This window comes from Aurantimonas endophytica, from assembly GCF_014196845.1.
Lineage (GTDB): Bacteria > Pseudomonadota > Alphaproteobacteria > Rhizobiales > Rhizobiaceae > Aurantimonas > Aurantimonas endophytica.
This window is the reverse complement of the sequence record NZ_JACIEM010000003.1, coordinates 543,288-560,211: the sequence shown is the minus strand read 5'-3', so window position 1 is coordinate 560,211 and position 16,924 is coordinate 543,288. Positions and strand designations below refer to the sequence as shown.

Here is a 16,924-nt window from a genome sequence, read left to right as displayed (position 1 = left end):
GGCATATGCTCAGATGATGAGGCTGGACATCGTGTGCGGCTTTCCCATCCCTACGCCAGTATGAACTGGATCAGGTTCACAGGGTCGCCGCGCGCTGCGCCTTTCGGCCGCCGTCAGCCTCTCAGTTCCTTGCCGGAACTCCCCTTGGATGAGCGCGACGGTAGCAGCGGTATGCGGGCTGTCAAGCGTCCGAGCGGATTGACCGCCTGGCAAGGGCGGGCATCGGGCGCCGTAGAGGCGCGCAGAGCGGCCATGGCCGGAGGCCGGCGGGTCGTACTCGTCAATGTGGGAAAGGCCTTTTCAGGCGGCATGACAGGCGGGAAAGCCGCAGCTGGCCCCGCCCCCCTCAGTATCGACGGATCGCCGTGCAGGCGCCGTCTCCCCGACCGCCGATGGCGGTCCCCCTTGTCGTGAGCCGCTGGCTCAGAGCACGTCCAGGCTGACGCTGGCGGTGCCGGAACTGATCATGCCGATGCGCGAGGCGGCGCCCTGCGACAGGTCGATGATCCGCTTGCCATGGAACGGGCCGCGATCGTTGATCCGCACGACCACCGACTTGCCGTTGCGGCGGTTGGTCACCTTCACCTTGGTGCCGAAAGGCAGCGTGCGGTGGGCGGCGGTCATGGAGTTCATGTTGAAGCGTTCGCCGTTCGCCGTGGTGCGGCCGTGGAAGCGCTTGCCGTAGTAGGATGCGGCGCCTGATGCCGCGTGGCGTGATTGTGCGACGACCTCGTCCGTCCCGACTGCGTAGCCACCGGCAAGCGTGCCGGCGAAGAGGGCTGCGGTCAGGGCGGTTCTCAGAAGAAGCTTCATGCGGTTTTTCCTGCAGTCATTTCGATGGGGTCTCTGTCGGCAACTCCTGTGACGAAAACTTGAACAGACCCCGGCAGGAATAGGGTCATTCCAAGATCAGGGAACTTTTTGCGAGTTTGACGCAAGCCCGGTCACAGCTGGAGAATTTCCGCCTTGCGACTGGCGTCATTGCGACAATGCCGTCGCATTCGCGCCATGGTTCGCAGGTGCGCGACGGCGGCGAATTAACCCGAGTGCTTGTGCCCGATCAGATCGGCAGCGGCGGCGTCCGGCCGCTGCGCTCGAGTTCCCACTCCGCCTCCAGCGCTTCGTCGTCGAACGACAGCACAAGATAGTTCCGCTCTGCCGCGTATGTCCTGCGCTGACCGGGCAGCGGCCGCAGCTGGATCGGATAGCCCGGCAGCGGCGACTCGCCCCACTGCGCCAAGAGCTCGAGCATCGTCGGGTAGGCCCAGGACGGCGCCGGATGGGAGATGCCGGAAGCGACCAGCTGGTGCAGCAGCGACTCGTCGGCGAGGAGCATCTCGCCCCGTGTCGCCAGATGAATCTCGCCGGAAACGAGGGTGACCGGTTGGTCGGCATATTCCTGTCGCTCGGCCAGGAGGGAGAGCAAGCGGACCCATTCGTCGCGGTGGACGCGGCTCTGCCACTGGTCGCGCATGTCGTCTTCGTATTTGTTGCGCCCCGGCAGCATGTCGGCCAGCGCCTCCAGCCAGCTCAGCCGTGGACCGATCGCCGGCACGCTGGACATCAGGAGGACGCGGTCCCAAGGCGGCGTTGCCGCCAGGGCCGCCTCGAAATGAGCCCAGCCCTGAGGCCCCATCACACGATCCGGACGCCGTTCGCTGCGAAGATCCGGCGCGAGGAGCGCCAGGTCCGGATAGCGCAGCACAAGGCCCAGCGTCGCGCCGCTCCGGTCCATGATGGTCGAGGGAAGGGTCGCATCGGTCGCGGCGACCTGGAAGAGCAGGAACATGTCGCGGGCCGCGGCGAAGAGACCGCGGCCGACGGGGCTGTCGAGCAGCGCGGCCGGATGGCTGCCCCAGCCGTCGATGATGTCGTGGTCGTCCCACATCATCACCGACGGGATCTCGGCCGCGACGGTCCGCATCGCAGCGCGGCCGAAATTGCCGAGATAGCGCTCGAAATAGAAGCGCCGGACGGCTTTGTCCGCCGCCGGCTCGAAGGCGATGTCGCCGCGCGTGTCGCGCGGTGCGGAAGCCCAGCGCTCGACGCTCGGATGGGCATAGAGGACGTCGTCGGCATAAAGCTGGTCGCCGCCCTGCAGCATCAGAGCGAAGGGCGCACGGCGGTGCTCGGCGGCAAGGCGCGTCCACATCGCGTCGCGCTCGCCGTCCTCGCGGTCGAGATCGCCGCTTTCCTGGCCGTTGCAGGAAACGTAGACGATCCGCCGGTCGCTGGCGGCCGGCGCGGCGACAGTGAAATGCTGGTCGCCCAGCCGGTAGCTCGCGCTGCGGTCGGCCGGCAACGAGAAATCGTAACGCCAGACGGTCTTGCCGAAACAATTCGCCAACACGATCGGCACGGCTGCCGCGCTGTCCTCCGGCGCCAATTCCGGGGCGGCGGCGCCTTCCGGCAGGACCAGCAGCGCGGCAAGGAGATGCTGCTCTTCATCGCCGCCGCGGGCGTAAAGGATCGGCCCGGCGGCTGCGTCAGCCGTCGCGGCGGCAGGACGGTCGATGATCATCGGGAGACCCCTGGCAGCTTCCGGAAAGCGCCGAAGGTTAGGGTCGCGGTGTCGGGCTGGCAACGCGGCCGCCGCGTTCGGCCAGGCCGTTCCCTGTCGAAGGCGATGCGGCTATCTGCGTCTCCGCGGCCGGAACGGCGGTGGTGGCCGTCACGCCGGGCAGGGCGGCGTCCGCGGCCGGCGCGATCGAAGCCGCATCCGTTGCGGTCGTTGCCTGGGCGACGGTCACATCGGCCGCCGACGCTGCAAGCCCGACCGAAGGGCTGGCCGGCGGCGCCGTGTCCTTGCGGGCAAGGCCGTTCCACAAGGCCATGAAGGGGCTCTCCTCGGCCGGCTTGCGTGCCGGCTTGAGGGCAGCGGCCGTCGAGGTCGGCGCTGCGGCGGTCTTGCCCTGCCGCATCCCGTCGATCGCCCCCGATGCGCCGGCAGCGGCGACTTCGGCCTGCGAGGCATGCTTGAAGTCCGGACGATGGCGGCGCGAAACCTTCTCGTAGAAGGCATTGCCGCCGGCGATCGCCGTGTAGTGCATGTTGCCATAGGGGAACGACAGGCCGGCGGTGTGGAAGAACCGTGCGTCGCGGACCGGCTCGTGGCGCTGGCCGGACAGCACCTTGTGCGCCGTCTCCATGGCGAGTTCCTTGCCGGCGCCCATGGGTCGCGTCATGACGCCTGGCGCGAACTGCTTCGGCTGCGCGACCACGGCGCAGACGTCGCTCGGATATTCGCCCGACTCGACGCGGTTCATCACCACGGTCCCGACCGCCAGCATGCCGCTTTCGCTGGAGCGGTTGGATTCGAAATACATCGCCCGGGCGAGGCATTCCTGGCTGGGGCCGTAGCTGAGCGGCGTGACCGCTTCCTCGAGATCGGTACCCGTGCCGACGCAGCCGGCAAGGGCGAGCGGCGGCAACAGCACGATGGCGGAAAGCGAGAGGCGGCGGGAGGATCGGATCGTCTTCATGACGCATCCGTGACCGCACAAAAATGACCGCAAGCGGGCAGGCCATCGCCGCGGTATCTCCGGCGAGCCGTTTCACGGCCGGGTGTGGCCGTGCTGCGTCAGTCGCCGCGCCGCTCAGACCCGGCGCTCGACCATCATCGTGCGGATCTCGGCGATGGCCTTCGCCGGGTTCAGGCCCTTCGGGCAGGTCTGGGTGCAGTTCATGATGGTGTGGCAGCGATAGAGCTTGAACGGGTCCTCGAGGTCGTCGAGACGCTCGCCGGTCGCCTCGTCGCGCGAGTCGATCAGCCAGCGATAGGCTTGCAGCAGCACGGCTGGCCCGAGATAGCGCTCGCCGTTCCACCAGTAGGAGGGGCATGCGGTCTGGCAGCAGAAGCACAGGATGCACTCGTAGAGCCCGTCGAGCTTCTCGCGGTCGCCATGGCTCTGGCGCCATTCGCGCTCGGGCTCCGGGGTCTCGGTCTTCAGCCACGGCTCGATCGAGCGCAGCTGGGCATAGGGCACGGTGAGATCGGGCACGAGGTCCTTGATCACCGGCATGTGCGGCAGCGGGTAGACGGCGATGGCGCCGCTGACCTCGTCCATGCCCTTGGTGCAGGCCAGCGTGTTGGCGCCGTCGATGTTCATGGCGCAGGAGCCGCAGATGCCCTCGCGGCAGGAGCGGCGTAGCGCCAGCGTCGAGTCGACCTTGTTCTTGATCCACAAGAGCGCGTCGAGGACCATCGGCCCGCAATCATCGACATCCACATAGAACGTGTCGGTGCGCGGATTGGCGTCGTCGTCCGGCGACCAGCGGTAGATCTTGAACTCGCGGATATTGGTCGCGCCCTGCGGCCGGTCCCACACCTTGCCTTTGGTGAGGGTGGAGTTTTTCGGAAGCGCAAGCTCGACCATGATCAGTCCAGTTTCAGGTGGGGATCAGTGCGATTGGAATCGTTCGCAACATAAAGGTTGCGCTGCAAAACGCCAGAGACGAAACCGCGCAGCGGGCCATTGAATCGGTTGAATTATCGGGAGATTTGACCGGTATTTTCAGTGGTCTTCGATCTGGCCGAGCGGGGTTTCGCGGATACCGGCGTCGCGCTTGCCCACCGCCTCGGCGACATCACGCGCGGCACGTTCGGATATGAGCCCCTGCTCGGCCGAGAGCGCCGCGGCCGCCTCCAGGCTCGCGCCGATGGTCACCGGGATCCCCGCCGCCCGAAGCGCGGCAAGCGCCTCCGTCACCGCCGGGCTGTGGCCGTCCGGCGTGACGTCGCGAATGTGGACAGCGAGGACCTGCCCGGGGTGACGCCGGCTCGCCTCGGCGTAGATCGCCGCGTCGCGCTGGCCGGAGTCGCCGATCAGCAGGAAGCGCAGATGCGGATAGGCGTCCATGACGCGCTCGATCATCGCCAGCTTGTGGGTGTCGTGGCTGCCGGTGAACCATTTGGTCTCGTCGATGCCGAAATCGCGCAGCAGCATCGGGCCGACCGGGATGGCATGCAGCCGCATGAACTGCTCGAACAGGTCGAAGAGATTCCACGGGCTGGAGGAGACGTAGAAGATCGGGTTGGTTTCCGGCCCGGCCTCGCCCCGCGTCAGCGCACGGTAGAGATGAGTGACGCCCGGAAACGCCGTCCGGCTCTCCGCCGAATTGGCGACGACGGTTCGCCAATGGCGGAAGAGGTTGGTCGCGCCGGTTTCGACGATCGTGTCGTCGATGTCGGAGATGATCCCGAAGCGGGCCTCCGGCGAGACCAGCCGCACCGGGACGCTGGCGCCCAGCGGTCGCCAGTCGTAGCCCGGGACGTCCGTCAGCGTCAGGTCGACATGGGTCCAGGCCTCGCCGGCCGGGATGTCCGGCGCCTCGATGGCGAAATCGAAGAAGCCTTCGCGATCGGTGGTGGCGGTGCCGGACCGGCCGGCGCCCTCGAAAGCGAGTTCGGCGCCGGCGATTTCGTCGGACTCGTAGCGGCGGAACGTCAGGCGGAGATTGGTCAGCAGCGAATCGCTGTGCGCGGCCGACACCACGCCCTCGTCCTCGATGACCCGCCCGCGCACCCAGAGACCCTTCGCCGTGCCGAAGCCGCGATAGGGCAGGATGATCGGCGTGCCGAGGAGGCCGGCGCGGCGCTTCACGCCGTGTCGCAAGCGCGACCAGCGCCGTTCGGCACGCAGGACCAGTGAGTGGAGCGTCGATCCGGGCATGGCGCGATTTTTAGCGGTGTGGAGGGACGGGGAACCGGCTGCCGCCGGCCCCCGGCCGCGATCAGTTGGCGGGTGCGGCGCCGTCGGCCGGCGCGGTGCCGTCCGGTGAAGGGGCAGTCGCGGGCGGCGTCGCCTGCGGTGCCGCGCCTGGCGTCGGTTCGACGAAGCGGCCGGTCACGCAGGCCTCGGAGGTGGCGTTGAGGAACGCGAAGATGGTCTCCTGGTCCGGCTGGCCGACGCGCCCGTCGCCCAGCATCCGCTCGGCCACCGGGGGCGCGACGACGCTGGCGATCAGGTAGTCGCGCTGCGGATCGGAGAGCTTCTCCAGCGCCTGTTCGGCCAGGCACGTGCAGGCCAGCGGCGTCATCTGCTTCATCTGTACGCCGCAGAGTCCGGCGATCAGCTCGACCTGGTTGCCTTCCGAGACGCGCGGCAGCTCGAACTTGTCGCCGACGGCGTTGCGCGGTTGCCCGGACTGCTGCTCGCCCGTGTCCGTGTCCGTGTCCGTGTCCGTGTCCGTGTCCGTGTCCGTGTCCGTGTCGGTGGACCCGTCGTCCGTCGTCGTCCCGCCACCCGGTCCGCCCGAGGGGGTGATGTCGCTGGCGTCGCCGCCGGAGGCAGCGGGATCCTGCGGCGTCTCCGTGGCCGCAGGGTCGGGCGCGTTTTCGCTGCCGGTCGATTCGGCCGGCGCTTGCGAGGCGGCGGGCGCCGGATCGCTTTGCGCCTGCGCGCCGAGCGGCAGGGCGCCGAGCGCGAGGATCGTCAGGCCGGCGAGGCCGGCGCGTTTGAACTTGTCCATCATTCCTCCGAATTGCTTGATCCGGCCGCTTGCTTGGGCCGGTGAAAGGTGTCCCCACCCAGACCTAGGGCCGCAGCCGCGATGTGGCATCCCGGGCGGGTCACCGCGTCGCGGCAACGGCAAGCCTGACCAGCCGGCGCATGGCCGGCCGATCTCGCGGCTCCTCGCCGCGATGCTCAGTAAACCCGCTTCTTCGGCTCAATATAGTCGATCTGGTTGGACAACGTGTAGGTGTGCACCGGGCGGTCCTCGAGCGTCACGGTCTTGCCCACGGTGTCGCAGAAGGACAGCGTGTGTTTCATCCAGTTGGCGTCGTCGCGGTCGGGATAATCCTCGCGGGCGTGGGCGCCGCGTGACTCCGTCCGGTTGCGGGCCGAGTCCATCGTCACCACCGCCTGGGCAATGAGATTGTCGTATTCCAGCGTCTCGATCAGGTCAGTGTTCCAGATCAGCGACCGGTCGGTGACTCGCACATCCTCGGAAGCTGCCCAGACCTGGTGGATCTTCTCGTGGCCTTCCTCGAGGATCTCGCCGGTGCGGAAGACGGCGCAGTTGGACTGCATGGTCTGCTGCATCTGGTCGCGCAGCACCGCCGTCGGCGTGCCGCCGCTCGCGTAGCGGAAGCGGTCGAGACGGGCGAGCGAGTTGTCGCCGGCGCCCACCGGCAGGTCCGGCTGGTCCTCGCCCGGCGTCACCGTGTCGGCGCAGCGCAGCGCCGCGGCGCGGCCGAAGACGACGAGATCGATCAGCGAGTTCGAGCCAAGCCGGTTGGCGCCGTGGACCGAGACGCAGCCTGCCTCGCCGACGGCCATCAGGCCGGGCACAACCGAATCCGGGTCGCCATTCTTCTTGGTCAGCACCTCGCCGTGATAGTTCGTCGGGATGCCGCCCATGTTGTAGTGGACCGTCGGCAGCACCGGGATCGGCTCGCGGGTGACGTCGACGCCGGCGAAGATCCGCGCCGATTCCGAGATGCCCGGCAGCCGCTCGTGCAGCACCGCCGGATCCAGATGGTCGAGATGCAGGAAGATGTGGTCCTTGTTCTTGCCGACGCCGCGGCCGTCGCGGATCTCCATCGTCATCGAACGCGAGACGACGTCGCGCGAGGCGAGATCCTTGGCCGAGGGGGCGTAGCGCTCCATGAAGCGCTCGCCGTCGGAATTGGTCAGGTAGCCGCCTTCGCCGCGGGCGCCTTCGGTGATCAGGCAGCCGGCGCCGTAGATGCCGGTCGGGTGGAACTGCACGAATTCCATGTCCTGCAGCGGCAGGCCGGCGCGCAGCACCATGCCGCCGCCGTCGCCGGTGCAGGTATGGGCCGAGGTTGCCGAGAAATAGGCGCGGCCGTAGCCGCCAGTGGCAAGGATCGTCTTCTTGCCGCGGAAGCGGTGGATCGTGCCGTCATCCATGTTGATGGCGACGACGCCGCGGCAGACGCCTTCCTCGTCCATGATCAGGTCGATGGCGAAATACTCGATGAAGAATTCCGAGGAATAGCGCAGCGACTGGCCGTAGAGCGTGTGCAGGATGGCGTGGCCGGTCCGGTCGGCGGCGGCACAGGTGCGCTGCGCCGGCGGGCCGTTGCCGTAGTCGGTGGTCATGCCGCCGAAGGGGCGCTGGTAGATGCGCCCGTCCTCGGTGCGCGAGAACGGCACGCCGAAATGCTCCAGCTCGTAGACGGCCTTGGGCGCCTCGCGAACCAGATACTCGATGGCATCCTGGTCGCCCAGCCAGTCCGATCCCTTGACGGTGTCGTACATGTGCCAGCGCCAGTCGTCCGCGCCCATGTTGCCGAGCGAGGCGGCAACGCCGCCCTGCGCCGCGACGGTGTGCGAACGGGTGGGGAAGACCTTGGAGATGCAGGCGGTCTTCAGCCCGGCCTGCGCCGCGCCGAGAGTCGCGCGAAGGCCGGCGCCGCCGGCGCCCACGACGACGACGTCGAACGTGTGGTCGACGAAGCTGTAGGCCTTGCCGTTCTGTGCCGGGGCAGAGCGATGCGGCTGGCCGGCGCCGTTGACTTTTCCGTTGCTGGCCATGGTCAGGCTCCGAAGCTCATCTTGACGATCGCGAACAGGCTGGCACCGGCGACGACGACCGCGAAGAAGGTGTTGAGGATGAGGAGCGGCAGCTTGGCGGCACCGTGGACATAGTCCTCGATGATCACCTGCATGCCGAGGCGCATGTGGATGGTCGCCGAGATCGTCACCAGCGCCATCGTGATCCCGACGAGCGGATTGGCGAAGGCCGAACGCAGCTCGAGGAAGCTGGCATCGTGCAGGGCGACGAGGAGGATGACGAAGAAGGTGATCAGGACGATGTTGGAGATCGCCGTCAGGCGCTGCTGCCAGAAGTGACCGGTGCCCTCGCGGGCGGAACCGAGACCGCGGACACGGCTGAGCGGTGTCTTGAAATTCTGCATCACCGCCTCCTCAACCGAACGCCAGGACGGCGATCCAGAGGATCAGCGTCATGGTCAGGGACGCGACCAGCGTGGCGATCGCCAGCTTGGTCGAGGTCTCCTTGGACAGGCCGTGGCCGGTATCCCAGATCAGGTGCCTGATGCCGCCGAACATGTGGTGGAGCAGCGCCCAGCTGTAGCCGAACAGGATGAGGCGCCCGACGATCGAGCCGAAGAAGTCCGACGCGGTCTCGAAGGCCTCCGGGCCGCTCGCCGCGGCGACGAGCCACCATACGAGCAGCAGCGTGCCGCCGTAGAGCGCCGCGCCGGTGATGCGGTGCAGGATCGACATCGCCATGGTCGGGCGAAATTTGTAGATCGAAAGATGCGGCGACAAAGGCCGCGCTGATCTGAGGTCGGACATGGGTGCCTTCTCGTCCTCGCATTCGGTTTCTTCGCCGCGCGGTATAGGCGGATTGCGCGATGCTGCACAGCGATGAGACGTCGCCTAAAAGGACTATCGCAGCTGCGAACGCAAGGCCGGGCACGCGCCGCCGCAAAGCCATCGGCGGCTTAATCGATTAGTTGCGTCAACAGCGCGCGGGCAATCCTTCCGGCCCCCCGGGGCCTACCGGTCCCTCGCCCGAATCAGCGCTTCTCCAGCGCGCGGTCGTTGAAGCGGATGACGAAGCTCGACCAGTCCGCCGGCTCGGCCACGCGCTCGTAGAGGCCGCGCCCGGCCCCCGGATTGCGCGGTGCGTGCAGCACCAGCTTCGACCAGCCTCGACTGTCTGCTTCCTCCGCCAGAAGGTCGATCATCGCCTTGCCGATGCCTTTGCGGCGGTGGCGGTGGGAGACGAAGATGTGGTCCGCCAGGCCCGAGCGCATGCCGGTCCACAGATCGGGAATGTCGTAATAGAGGATGAAGCCGACCAGCTCGCCGTCGAGGCGCGCGCCCAGCACTTCCGCCGTGCGGTCCTGGAGCAGCTGCTCGGCGTAGAACGTGTCCGGCGCGCCGGGGGCGCCGCGAAACAGCGACTGGTTATATGCCGAGATCAGCGGCGCAAGCTCTCGGGCGTCGCTGAGGCGAAGCCGTCTGATGTCGATGTCCGGGGCGGGGGTCTCCATGACGCTGGTTTGGGGGTGAACGCTGCAGTGGTCAAGCCGGAAAGCGGCGGAACCGCGCCGGCGTTGCCGTGAGCTGCGTTTCCGGTCTAGGCATCGGCGATGCAGGACGAACTGGTCGACGAGCTGGACAGATGGGCCGACGAGGGTCGCACACTCGACGTATGGTGGCGCGATGACGACGCGATCGGCCCGTCGTCGGCGCTCGGCCAGCTGACGCAGGCAGCGGTGCGCCGGGCGATCCCGCTGGCGCTGGCGGTCATCCCTGACGCCATGCTCCCGAAGCTTCCGGAGGCGCTCGACGATCCGCAGCTGACGGTGCTGCAGCACGGCTTTGCCCACCGCAACCATGCGGCAGAAGGCGCCCGCGCTGTCGAATGCGGTGGCGTGCTGGCGCTCGACGCTTTGCTGAACCAGCTGGCTGCGGGACGCCAGCGGCTCCAGGCGTGCTTCGGCGCCCGCTTCGTCCCCGTACTGGTGCCGCCCTGGAACCGCATCGAGCCCAGCGTGATCGCCCCGCTGCCCGGCCTTGGCTTTCGCGGCGTCTCGGTGTTCGGACCGCGCGCGGCGCCGGAGGCGGCACTCGGTCTCGCCGAGATCAACGCGCATCTCGACCTCCTGACCTGGAAGGGCGGCGCGCGCTTTGCGGGCCGCGAGAAGCTGCTTCGGCTGGCGGCCGAGCGCATTGCCGACCGGCGCCTTGGCCGGACCGACAAGGATGAGCCGTTCGGCCTTCTGACCCACCACCTCGATCATGATGCCGAAACCTGGGAGTTCCTCAGCGAATTGCTCGATATGTTGGCCGCGCACGGTGCGGTCCGGTTCCGCAGCGCCGCGGCGCTGTTTGCAGCTCCCGCCGCCGGCGCTGCATCCCGATGAGCGCCATCGTCCGACCTGCCGGGGAGGCGGATATTGAGCCCGTCGCGCGGCTGCTGCACGAGCGGATGAATGCCCGGATTCCGGGGGAGCGCTGGCGCCGCCTGCTCGACTATCCGTGGCGGCCGGCGGAAGTGGAGCGCGGCTGGCTGGTGGAGGATCGCGGCCGCATCGTCGGCTTCATGGGGACGATCTACAGCGACCGGCCGGTCGGCGGGCGGCTGCAGCGCTTCTGCGACCTGTCGTCATGGTATCTCCTCGCCGAGTATCGCGGCGACGGCACCGGCGATGCATTGCTGCAGGCGGGAATGGCGCAACCGGGGGTCACCTATGCGACGATGACCGCGCGCCGGGCGACCGGCCGCAAGATCCGCGCCCTCGGCTTCGCAGTGCTCGACGCGACGCGCAGCCTGTTCCGGCCGCGCAGCGGGCCGCAACGCATGGTGCTGTCCTGCCTGCGCGATCCGGCGGCGATCCGCGACCGCCTGACGGCCTCGCAGCAGCTGGTTCTCGACGCCCATGAGGGCTTCGACATCCATCACGTGCTGGTCGGCGATCCGGGGCTGTGGCTGGTCTACCAGCGCAAGCTGAAGGGCGATGCCGTCGCCTATCACGAGATCCTCCACGCCAGCGACCCGGCGCGGCTTTCGGCCGAGGCGCAGGCCATCGCCGACACGCTGGTCGCTGGCGAGAACGGCGTCCTGGCGGTGGATTCGCGCTGGATGGCGCCGCTAGACGACCAGGGGACCGTCGAGCCGATCGCCCTGCCGCGATGGTACCGCTCGCCGGACCTTGTCCCGGCGGCGGTCGATCATCTGTTCTCCGAAGTGATCCTGCTCAACCAGAAGCTACCCTGAAGGGCTACGGATCGAGCACGACGATATCGATCGCTCCGGGCACGCCCTGCACCAGGCAGGCGCTGCGCAGTTCCGCCGGCACTTCGGTGCTGAACCCCTGCGCCAAGGCCAGCGCGTATGTTTCGCGCGTCGTCAGCGCGGCAGTGCGTTCGGCCTTGTTGTGCTTCTCGAGCTTGGCGGCGAGGTTCACAGCGTCCCCGATCACCGTATACTCGAGGCGGAATTCGTCGCCCAGCGCCGCGAAAACGACCTTTCCCGCGGTCGCCGCGCCGTTCATGCGCAAGCTCAGCCCGGCCAATTCGCTCGCCGTCGACCATTCGCGGGCGATCGCCATGATCTCGACCAGTGCGTGGAGGGCATCCGCCGCCGCCGTCGGCGAAGGCCGGGTGGCCCCGAAGGTCGCGAGGACGCCGTCGCCGAGATATTTGTCGACGACGCCGCCGTGGCGCTGGACCACCGGCACGATCAGGCGGTGCAGGCCGACGAGCGTCTGCACCGCCTCCTTCGGCTGGCTGCGGTTGACGAAGGCCGAGAAGCCGCGAATGTCGAGGACGATGATCGCCGCGTCGCGCTCTTCCGCGGCACCGGCCACGATACCCAACGGCGCTTCGGTTATGGCCCGTTCGACGTCTGGCGGCAGGAACCGCCGCAGCTCCTCGCGCTCGATCTGCTCGCGCGTTGCCACCGCCAGAAGCTGCTTGGCCCGCGCCAGCGCGAACGCCAGCACCGTCGTCAGAAGCAGGATCGCGACGATCTTGTCGATCTCGGCGCCGATCAGGATGCCGTTGCCCTGCAGGTAGGCGACGTAGCTGCGGGTGATGCTCTCCGGCCCGGATGCCCAGATCGCGTAGGCCGTCAGGAGGAACCACCCGACAGCGGCCGACGCCCCCGTCGCCAGCACCCAGGCGGGCTCGAAGCGGAAGGCGCGGATGGCGATGAAGACGAAGACGTACATCACCGTCGGCGCCCGCAGATAGAAGCTCGCGGTCTGCCCGTACTGGATGTGGAAATACCAGATCAGCCCGAACAGGAGGGTGATGTCGACCAGGATGGAGAACCCGAGGAACCAGTCGGGCAGGCGCATCCGGTAGGACAGGAACAGCCGCAGGCCGGTGAAGGCCAGATAGATCGCCAGACTCACCGGCACGGGCTGCTGCATCAGCCCGTCGGTCGGCCGCGGCGCGACCAGATAGAGAATCGCCAGGAAGCTGCCGAGAGTGAGCTGGACCCAGCCGATCAGCTGCTCGCTGCGTCGATCGAACTGCTGGACGACGTCCTGGACGCGATCGGGGATCGTCCGTCTGGCGGAAGTCCCCTTGAAAGGCGCGAGCAGTTGGGATCGTTTGGCCATGTCAGCGCCTTGGCTCGCCGTTGTCCTGCGGTCCGCGGCCGTGTATGCGGCGAAGACGGCACCATCTCGGTGCAGCATCCGCCGAAGCAGCCGAAGCCGGGCCATGCGATCTTGCGTCGCAGCAGAAAAGACGCCACTGTATGGTGCAGGAAGCAGGGCAGCGGTGCCAGGAGTTTTTGATGCAAGCTCGGCCTCCCCGCGTCCTGATCTACAGCCATGACACGTTCGGCCTCGGCCATCTGCGACGCTGCAGGGTAATTGCCCAGGCGCTGGTGGCGCATCGTCCCGACATCACCATCCTTATCGTCGCCGGTTCCCCGGTCGTCGGCTCGTTCAGCTTCCCGCCGCAGGTGGATTTCATCCGGGTCCCCGGCGTGGTGAAGCTCGGCGCCGATACCTATGCGCCGTCCAACCCGGGCCTGACGCTCGAGGACCTCACCGAGATCCGCAGCGCGGTAATCAAGAAGACCGCCGAGATCTTCAACCCGGACATCTTCATCGTCGACAAGGAGCCGCTGGGCATGCGCGGCGAGGTCGAGGACTCGCTGAAGCTCCTGCGCCGGAACGGCGCGCGGCTGGTGCTCGGCCTTCGCGACATCATGGACGAGCCGTCCCGGCTGGTGGAGGAGTGGACCCGCAAGGGCTCCTTCGCCGCGATCGAGGACCTCTACGACGACATCTGGATCTATGGCCTGCCGCAGATCTGCGATCCGCTCGCCGGCATCGGCGTCTCGGAGGCGGTGCGCCGCAAGGCGGTGTTCACCGGCTATCTGCATCGCGCCGACGAGCCATCGGGCGCCTTGCCGGAACGCATCCGCCTCGGCGAGAAGCCGTATGTGCTGGTGACCACCGGCGGCGGCGGCGACGGCGCCATGCTGGTCGACTGGGTGCTGCGCGCCTACGAGAGCGACAAGGCGATCGGCGTGCGCGCCAAGATCGTGCTCGGGCCGTTCATGGACGCCGCCCTGCAGACCGACTTCAAGCGCCGCGCAGCCGAACTGGACGACGTCGACGCGATCACCTTCGCCGCGAGCATCGAGCCGCTGTTCGAGAACGCCGAGGGCGTAGTCGCGATGGGCGGCTACAACACGTTCTGCGAGATCCTCTCCTTCGACAAGCCGGCCGTCGTGGTGCCGCGCAGCCAGCCGCGGCTGGAGCAGCAGATCCGCGCCTCGCAGGCCGAGGCGCTCGGGCTCCTGCGCATGCTGCCGGACGACCGTTTCGCCGATGCCTCGGCCATGGCCGACGCGATCAGGGCGCTGCCGACCCAGGCGCGACCGAAATCGGCGGCGATCGACGGCATCCTGGGGGGTCTCGAAACGGTCTGCGCCCTCACCGACAGCTATATCGCGGCCGGCCGGGGCTCCGGCTCGCGAGGCGAAGCCTGGGCCGGCAAGGCCCGACCGCTGCTGCCGAGGACCGGTACCGGATGAGAGTGGCGTTCTATGCGCCGATGAAGGCGCTGGACGATCCGACACCTTCCGGCGACCGCACGGTCGGCCGCATGCTGGTCGCGGCCCTGCGGAAGGCGGGCCACGAGGTCGTGATTCCGACCCGCCTGCGCAGCTACGACCGCGGCGATCAAGCGCGCCAGCGCCGGCTGCGGGGCCTCGGCCGGCGGGTCGCGGACAGGCTCGTCGCGCGTCACGCGGGGCAGGCCCGCCCGTTCGACCTGTGGTTCACCTATCACCTCTATCACAAGGCGCCCGACTGGATCGGGCCACGCGTCGCCGCGCATCTCGGCATTCCCTACGTCGTCGCCGAGGCCTCGGTCGCGGGCAAGCAGCGCGGCGGTCGGTGGAACACGGGCTATGAGGCGAGCCTTGCAGCCCTCGCACGCGCCGAGCTGGTGATCGGGCTCAATCCGGCCGACCGGCCGGGCGTCGCGGCGCATCTCAAGCCGCAGGCGGGCTATCTCGATCTGCCGCCTTTCGTCGACGCGCGGCCCTTCGTGGCCGCAACCGGCGCCCGCGCGGCAACCCGCGCCATGCTCGCCGCCCGCCATGGGCTGGCCCCCGCGCTGCCCTGGCTGATCACGGTGGCGATGATGCGCGATGATCAGAAGCTTGCCTCCTATCGCGTGCTTGCGGCGGCGCTGGCGGGGATCGAAGCGCCGGGCTTCCAGCTTCTGGTGATCGGAGCGGGTTCCGCCGAAGCCGCGGTCAGGGCCGCCTTCGCGCCGCTCGGGTCCCGCGTCGTCTTTCACGGCGCGGCGGAGCCCGCCGAGCTTCCCGAACTCTACGCTGCTGCCGACCTCTATGTCTGGCCGGCGATCAAGGAATCCTGGAGCATGGCATTCATCGAGGCGCAGGCGGCGGGACTGCCGGTCGTCGCCGGGCGGAGCGGCGGTGTCGCCGGCGTCGTCGCGGACGGCGTCACCGGTTTCCTGGCGGCGGAAGGCGACGTCGCCGGCTTTGCGGACGGCGTCAGGCGGCTGCTCGATCCGGCGACGCGGTCGGCGATGGGGCAGACGGCACGCGAGTGGGCGCTGGCGCATCACGATATGGACGTCGCCGCCGCACGGCTCGACGCGGCGCTTTGCGCCGTCGCCGCCGATTGCGGCGGGCGGCTTCAGGCGGTGGCGGGCTGATGCGCGTCCTGTTCCATGTCCAGCATCTGCTCGGCGTCGGCCATCTCCGCCGCGCCGAACTGCTCGTCGCGGCCATGGCCGATCGCGGCATGGCGGTGACCGTCGCGCTCGGCGGCATGCCGGTCGCCGAGATGCCGTTCGCCGGCGCAGACATCGCGCAGCTGCCGCCGGTTCGGCTCGACGGAGCGAACTTCAAGATCCTCTATGACGGCGAGGACAACCCCGTCACCGACGCCTGGCGGGATGCGCGGCGCGACGCGCTGCTCGCCGTCTACGAGCGGCTGCAGCCGGACATCGTGCTCATGGAGATGTTCCCGTTCGGCCGCTGGCGGTTCCGCTTCGAGCTCGAGCCGCTGCTGGCGCGGGCCGCTCTCGACCGGCCGCGGGTCAAGTGCGTCGCCTCGGTCCGCGACATACTGGTCGAGACCAAGCATCCGGAACGGGCGGCCCGGGGCGCCGAGCTGGCGCGGGACCATCTGGATGCGGTGCTGGTCCATTCCGACCCGGCACTGTTCACCTTCGACGAGACCTATCCGCACGCTGCCAGCCTTGCCGACCGTATCCACTACACCGGCTATGTCACGGAGGCGGGCGATCGGCGCAAGGGCGTGCCGACCGGCGACGTGATCGTCTCGGCCGGCGGCGGCGCGGCCGCAGGCTCGCTCTTGGCGACGGCCATGGCGGCGCGCCCGCAGACGCCGCTTGCCGACCGCGTCTGGCGTTTCTTCACCGGGCCGCGCTGCCCGGAGGACGTGTTTCGGGATCTGCGCAGCCATGCCGACGAGCGGACGATCGTCGAGCGCTTCGATCCGCAGTTCCAGGCGCGTCTGGACGGCTGCGCGCTGTCGATCTCGCAGGCCGGCTACAACACGGTGATGAACCTCTTGCGGGCCGAAGTGCCGGCGGTGGTGGTGCCCTATGCCGAGGGGGACGAGACCGAGCAGGAATACCGTGCCCGGCGCATGGAAGCGCTCGGCCTGCTTTCGGTGGTTTCGGAGACGGCCCTGACGCCGGACGCGCTTACGGCGGCGATCGGCACCGCATTGGCCGGATCGGCCAGGCCGCGCCCGGCCATGGACCTCGAAGGCGCGGCCCATGCCGCCCGGATGATCGAGGCGCTGGCGCAAGGCGCGTTGGCCGCGGCTCCGGCCGCTGATGCGCGATCTCCCGAGGGGCGAAAATCGGCATGACTTGCCAGCAGCCCAGATGCTATGCCGGCAGGGGTTGCAGCGCTCCCGCGGGTGGCGCGCGATCGGCGC

Annotated in this window: 16 protein-coding genes and 1 riboswitch; of the genes, 5 read left to right on the top strand and 11 right to left on the bottom strand. The window is 68.6% G+C overall.

Going from position 1 to position 16,924, the window contains the following annotated elements:
- Positions 1–30 precede the first annotated feature (30 nt).
- Positions 31–155, bottom strand: a riboswitch (TPP riboswitch).
- Positions 156–423: 268 nt separating this feature from the next.
- The 10 genes from GGR03_RS13755 to GGR03_RS13710 all read right to left on the bottom strand — a co-directional run bounded on the left by GGR03_RS13755 (position 424) and on the right by GGR03_RS13710 (position 9,994).
- Positions 424–813 carry a septal ring lytic transglycosylase RlpA family protein gene (locus GGR03_RS13755; RefSeq protein ID WP_183208925.1) on the bottom strand — a complete coding sequence of 130 codons (390 nt, stop codon included), beginning with the start codon at positions 811–813 and terminating at the stop codon, positions 424–426.
- Between the two features lie 247 nt (positions 814–1,060).
- On the bottom strand, positions 1,061–2,521 hold the full coding sequence (locus GGR03_RS13750) for an alkaline phosphatase D family protein (RefSeq protein ID WP_183208924.1): 1,461 nt from the start codon (positions 2,519–2,521) through the stop codon (positions 1,061–1,063).
- Between the two features lie 37 nt (positions 2,522–2,558).
- The gene (locus tag GGR03_RS13745; RefSeq protein ID WP_183208923.1) at positions 2,559–3,482 is read right to left on the bottom strand and encodes a cell wall hydrolase; all 924 of its coding nucleotides are present in this window, start codon (positions 3,480–3,482) and stop codon (positions 2,559–2,561) included.
- A 114-nt stretch (positions 3,483–3,596) separates the two neighbouring features.
- On the bottom strand, positions 3,597–4,376 hold the full coding sequence (locus GGR03_RS13740; RefSeq protein ID WP_183208922.1) for a succinate dehydrogenase iron-sulfur subunit: 780 nt from the start codon (positions 4,374–4,376) through the stop codon (positions 3,597–3,599).
- Between the two features lie 138 nt (positions 4,377–4,514).
- The gene (locus GGR03_RS13735; protein WP_183208921.1) at positions 4,515–5,672 is read right to left on the bottom strand and encodes an App1 family protein phosphatidate phosphatase; all 1,158 of its coding nucleotides are present in this window, start codon (positions 5,670–5,672) and stop codon (positions 4,515–4,517) included.
- A 61-nt stretch (positions 5,673–5,733) separates the two neighbouring features.
- A complete protein-coding gene (locus tag GGR03_RS13730) occupies positions 5,734–6,471 on the bottom strand; it encodes a hypothetical protein (RefSeq protein WP_183208920.1) in 738 nt (245 codons plus the stop codon).
- A gap of 176 nt (positions 6,472–6,647) precedes the next feature.
- Entirely contained in the window at positions 6,648–8,504 is a 1,857-nt protein-coding gene (sdhA, locus tag GGR03_RS13725; protein WP_183208918.1) for a succinate dehydrogenase flavoprotein subunit, read from the bottom strand.
- Positions 8,505–8,506: 2 nt separating this feature from the next.
- Positions 8,507–8,887, bottom strand: coding sequence for a succinate dehydrogenase, hydrophobic membrane anchor protein (gene sdhD / locus GGR03_RS13720; RefSeq protein ID WP_183208916.1), 381 nt, complete (start codon positions 8,885–8,887; stop codon positions 8,507–8,509).
- Between the two features lie 10 nt (positions 8,888–8,897).
- Entirely contained in the window at positions 8,898–9,290 is a 393-nt protein-coding gene (sdhC, locus tag GGR03_RS13715) for a succinate dehydrogenase, cytochrome b556 subunit (protein WP_183208914.1), read from the bottom strand.
- Positions 9,291–9,514: 224 nt separating this feature from the next.
- The gene (locus GGR03_RS13710) at positions 9,515–9,994 is read right to left on the bottom strand and encodes a GNAT family N-acetyltransferase (RefSeq protein WP_183208912.1); all 480 of its coding nucleotides are present in this window, start codon (positions 9,992–9,994) and stop codon (positions 9,515–9,517) included.
- A 99-nt stretch (positions 9,995–10,093) separates the two neighbouring features.
- Between GGR03_RS13710 and GGR03_RS13705 the strand changes: the two genes are divergently transcribed.
- On the top strand, positions 10,094–10,870 hold the full coding sequence (locus tag GGR03_RS13705; protein ID WP_183208911.1) for a polysaccharide deacetylase family protein: 777 nt from the start codon (positions 10,094–10,096) through the stop codon (positions 10,868–10,870).
- Positions 10,867–11,724: a GNAT family N-acetyltransferase gene (locus GGR03_RS13700; RefSeq protein ID WP_183208910.1), complete on the top strand. Its 858-nt coding sequence runs from the start codon at positions 10,867–10,869 to the stop codon at positions 11,722–11,724. Before GGR03_RS13705 ends, GGR03_RS13700 begins: the two co-directional genes overlap by 4 nt.
- A 4-nt stretch (positions 11,725–11,728) precedes the next feature.
- Here GGR03_RS13700 and GGR03_RS13695 read toward each other — a convergent pair whose 3' ends face one another.
- Complete coding sequence (locus tag GGR03_RS13695) at positions 11,729–13,075, bottom strand: adenylate/guanylate cyclase domain-containing protein (protein WP_183208908.1); 1,347 nt, start codon at positions 13,073–13,075, stop codon at positions 11,729–11,731.
- 179 nt (positions 13,076–13,254) lie between these two features.
- Between GGR03_RS13695 and GGR03_RS13690 the strand changes: the two genes are divergently transcribed.
- The 3 genes from GGR03_RS13690 to GGR03_RS13680 are packed head-to-tail and all read left to right on the top strand — an operon-like array spanning position 13,255 to position 16,855.
- On the top strand, positions 13,255–14,508 hold the full coding sequence (locus tag GGR03_RS13690) for a glycosyltransferase family protein (RefSeq protein ID WP_183208906.1): 1,254 nt from the start codon (positions 13,255–13,257) through the stop codon (positions 14,506–14,508).
- Positions 14,505–15,665: a glycosyltransferase family 4 protein gene (locus GGR03_RS13685; protein ID WP_183208904.1), complete on the top strand. Its 1,161-nt coding sequence runs from the start codon at positions 14,505–14,507 to the stop codon at positions 15,663–15,665. The genes GGR03_RS13690 and GGR03_RS13685 overlap by 4 nt, the downstream gene beginning before the upstream one ends.
- Entirely contained in the window at positions 15,665–16,855 is a 1,191-nt protein-coding gene (locus GGR03_RS13680) for a glycosyltransferase family protein (protein WP_183208902.1), read from the top strand. Before GGR03_RS13685 ends, GGR03_RS13680 begins: the two co-directional genes overlap by 1 nt.
- The last annotated feature ends 69 nt before the right edge of the window (positions 16,856–16,924 follow it).

Bases quoted from the DNA above. Each gene is read 5' to 3' on its own strand.
- GGR03_RS13755 (WP_183208925.1), bottom strand. From the start codon at position 813: ATGAAGCTTCTTCTGAGAACCGCCCTGACCGCAGCCCTCTTCGCCGGC.
- GGR03_RS13750 (WP_183208924.1), bottom strand. From the start codon at position 2,521: ATGATCATCGACCGTCCTGCCGCCGCGACGGCTGACGCAGCCGCCGGG.
- GGR03_RS13745 (WP_183208923.1), bottom strand. From the start codon at position 3,482: ATGAAGACGATCCGATCCTCCCGCCGCCTCTCGCTTTCCGCCATCGTG.
- GGR03_RS13740 (WP_183208922.1), bottom strand. From the start codon at position 4,376: ATGGTCGAGCTTGCGCTTCCGAAAAACTCCACCCTCACCAAAGGCAAG.
- GGR03_RS13735 (WP_183208921.1), bottom strand. From the start codon at position 5,672: ATGCCCGGATCGACGCTCCACTCACTGGTCCTGCGTGCCGAACGGCGC.
- GGR03_RS13730 (WP_183208920.1), bottom strand. From the start codon at position 6,471: ATGGACAAGTTCAAACGCGCCGGCCTCGCCGGCCTGACGATCCTCGCG.
- sdhA (WP_183208918.1), bottom strand. From the start codon at position 8,504: ATGGCCAGCAACGGAAAAGTCAACGGCGCCGGCCAGCCGCATCGCTCT.
- sdhD (WP_183208916.1), bottom strand. From the start codon at position 8,887: ATGCAGAATTTCAAGACACCGCTCAGCCGTGTCCGCGGTCTCGGTTCC.
- sdhC (WP_183208914.1), bottom strand. From the start codon at position 9,290: ATGTCCGACCTCAGATCAGCGCGGCCTTTGTCGCCGCATCTTTCGATC.
- GGR03_RS13710 (WP_183208912.1), bottom strand. From the start codon at position 9,994: ATGGAGACCCCCGCCCCGGACATCGACATCAGACGGCTTCGCCTCAGC.
- GGR03_RS13705 (WP_183208911.1), top strand. From the start codon at position 10,094: ATGCAGGACGAACTGGTCGACGAGCTGGACAGATGGGCCGACGAGGGT.
- GGR03_RS13700 (WP_183208910.1), top strand. From the start codon at position 10,867: ATGAGCGCCATCGTCCGACCTGCCGGGGAGGCGGATATTGAGCCCGTC.
- GGR03_RS13695 (WP_183208908.1), bottom strand. From the start codon at position 13,075: ATGGCCAAACGATCCCAACTGCTCGCGCCTTTCAAGGGGACTTCCGCC.
- GGR03_RS13690 (WP_183208906.1), top strand. From the start codon at position 13,255: ATGCAAGCTCGGCCTCCCCGCGTCCTGATCTACAGCCATGACACGTTC.
- GGR03_RS13685 (WP_183208904.1), top strand. From the start codon at position 14,505: ATGAGAGTGGCGTTCTATGCGCCGATGAAGGCGCTGGACGATCCGACA.
- GGR03_RS13680 (WP_183208902.1), top strand. From the start codon at position 15,665: ATGCGCGTCCTGTTCCATGTCCAGCATCTGCTCGGCGTCGGCCATCTC.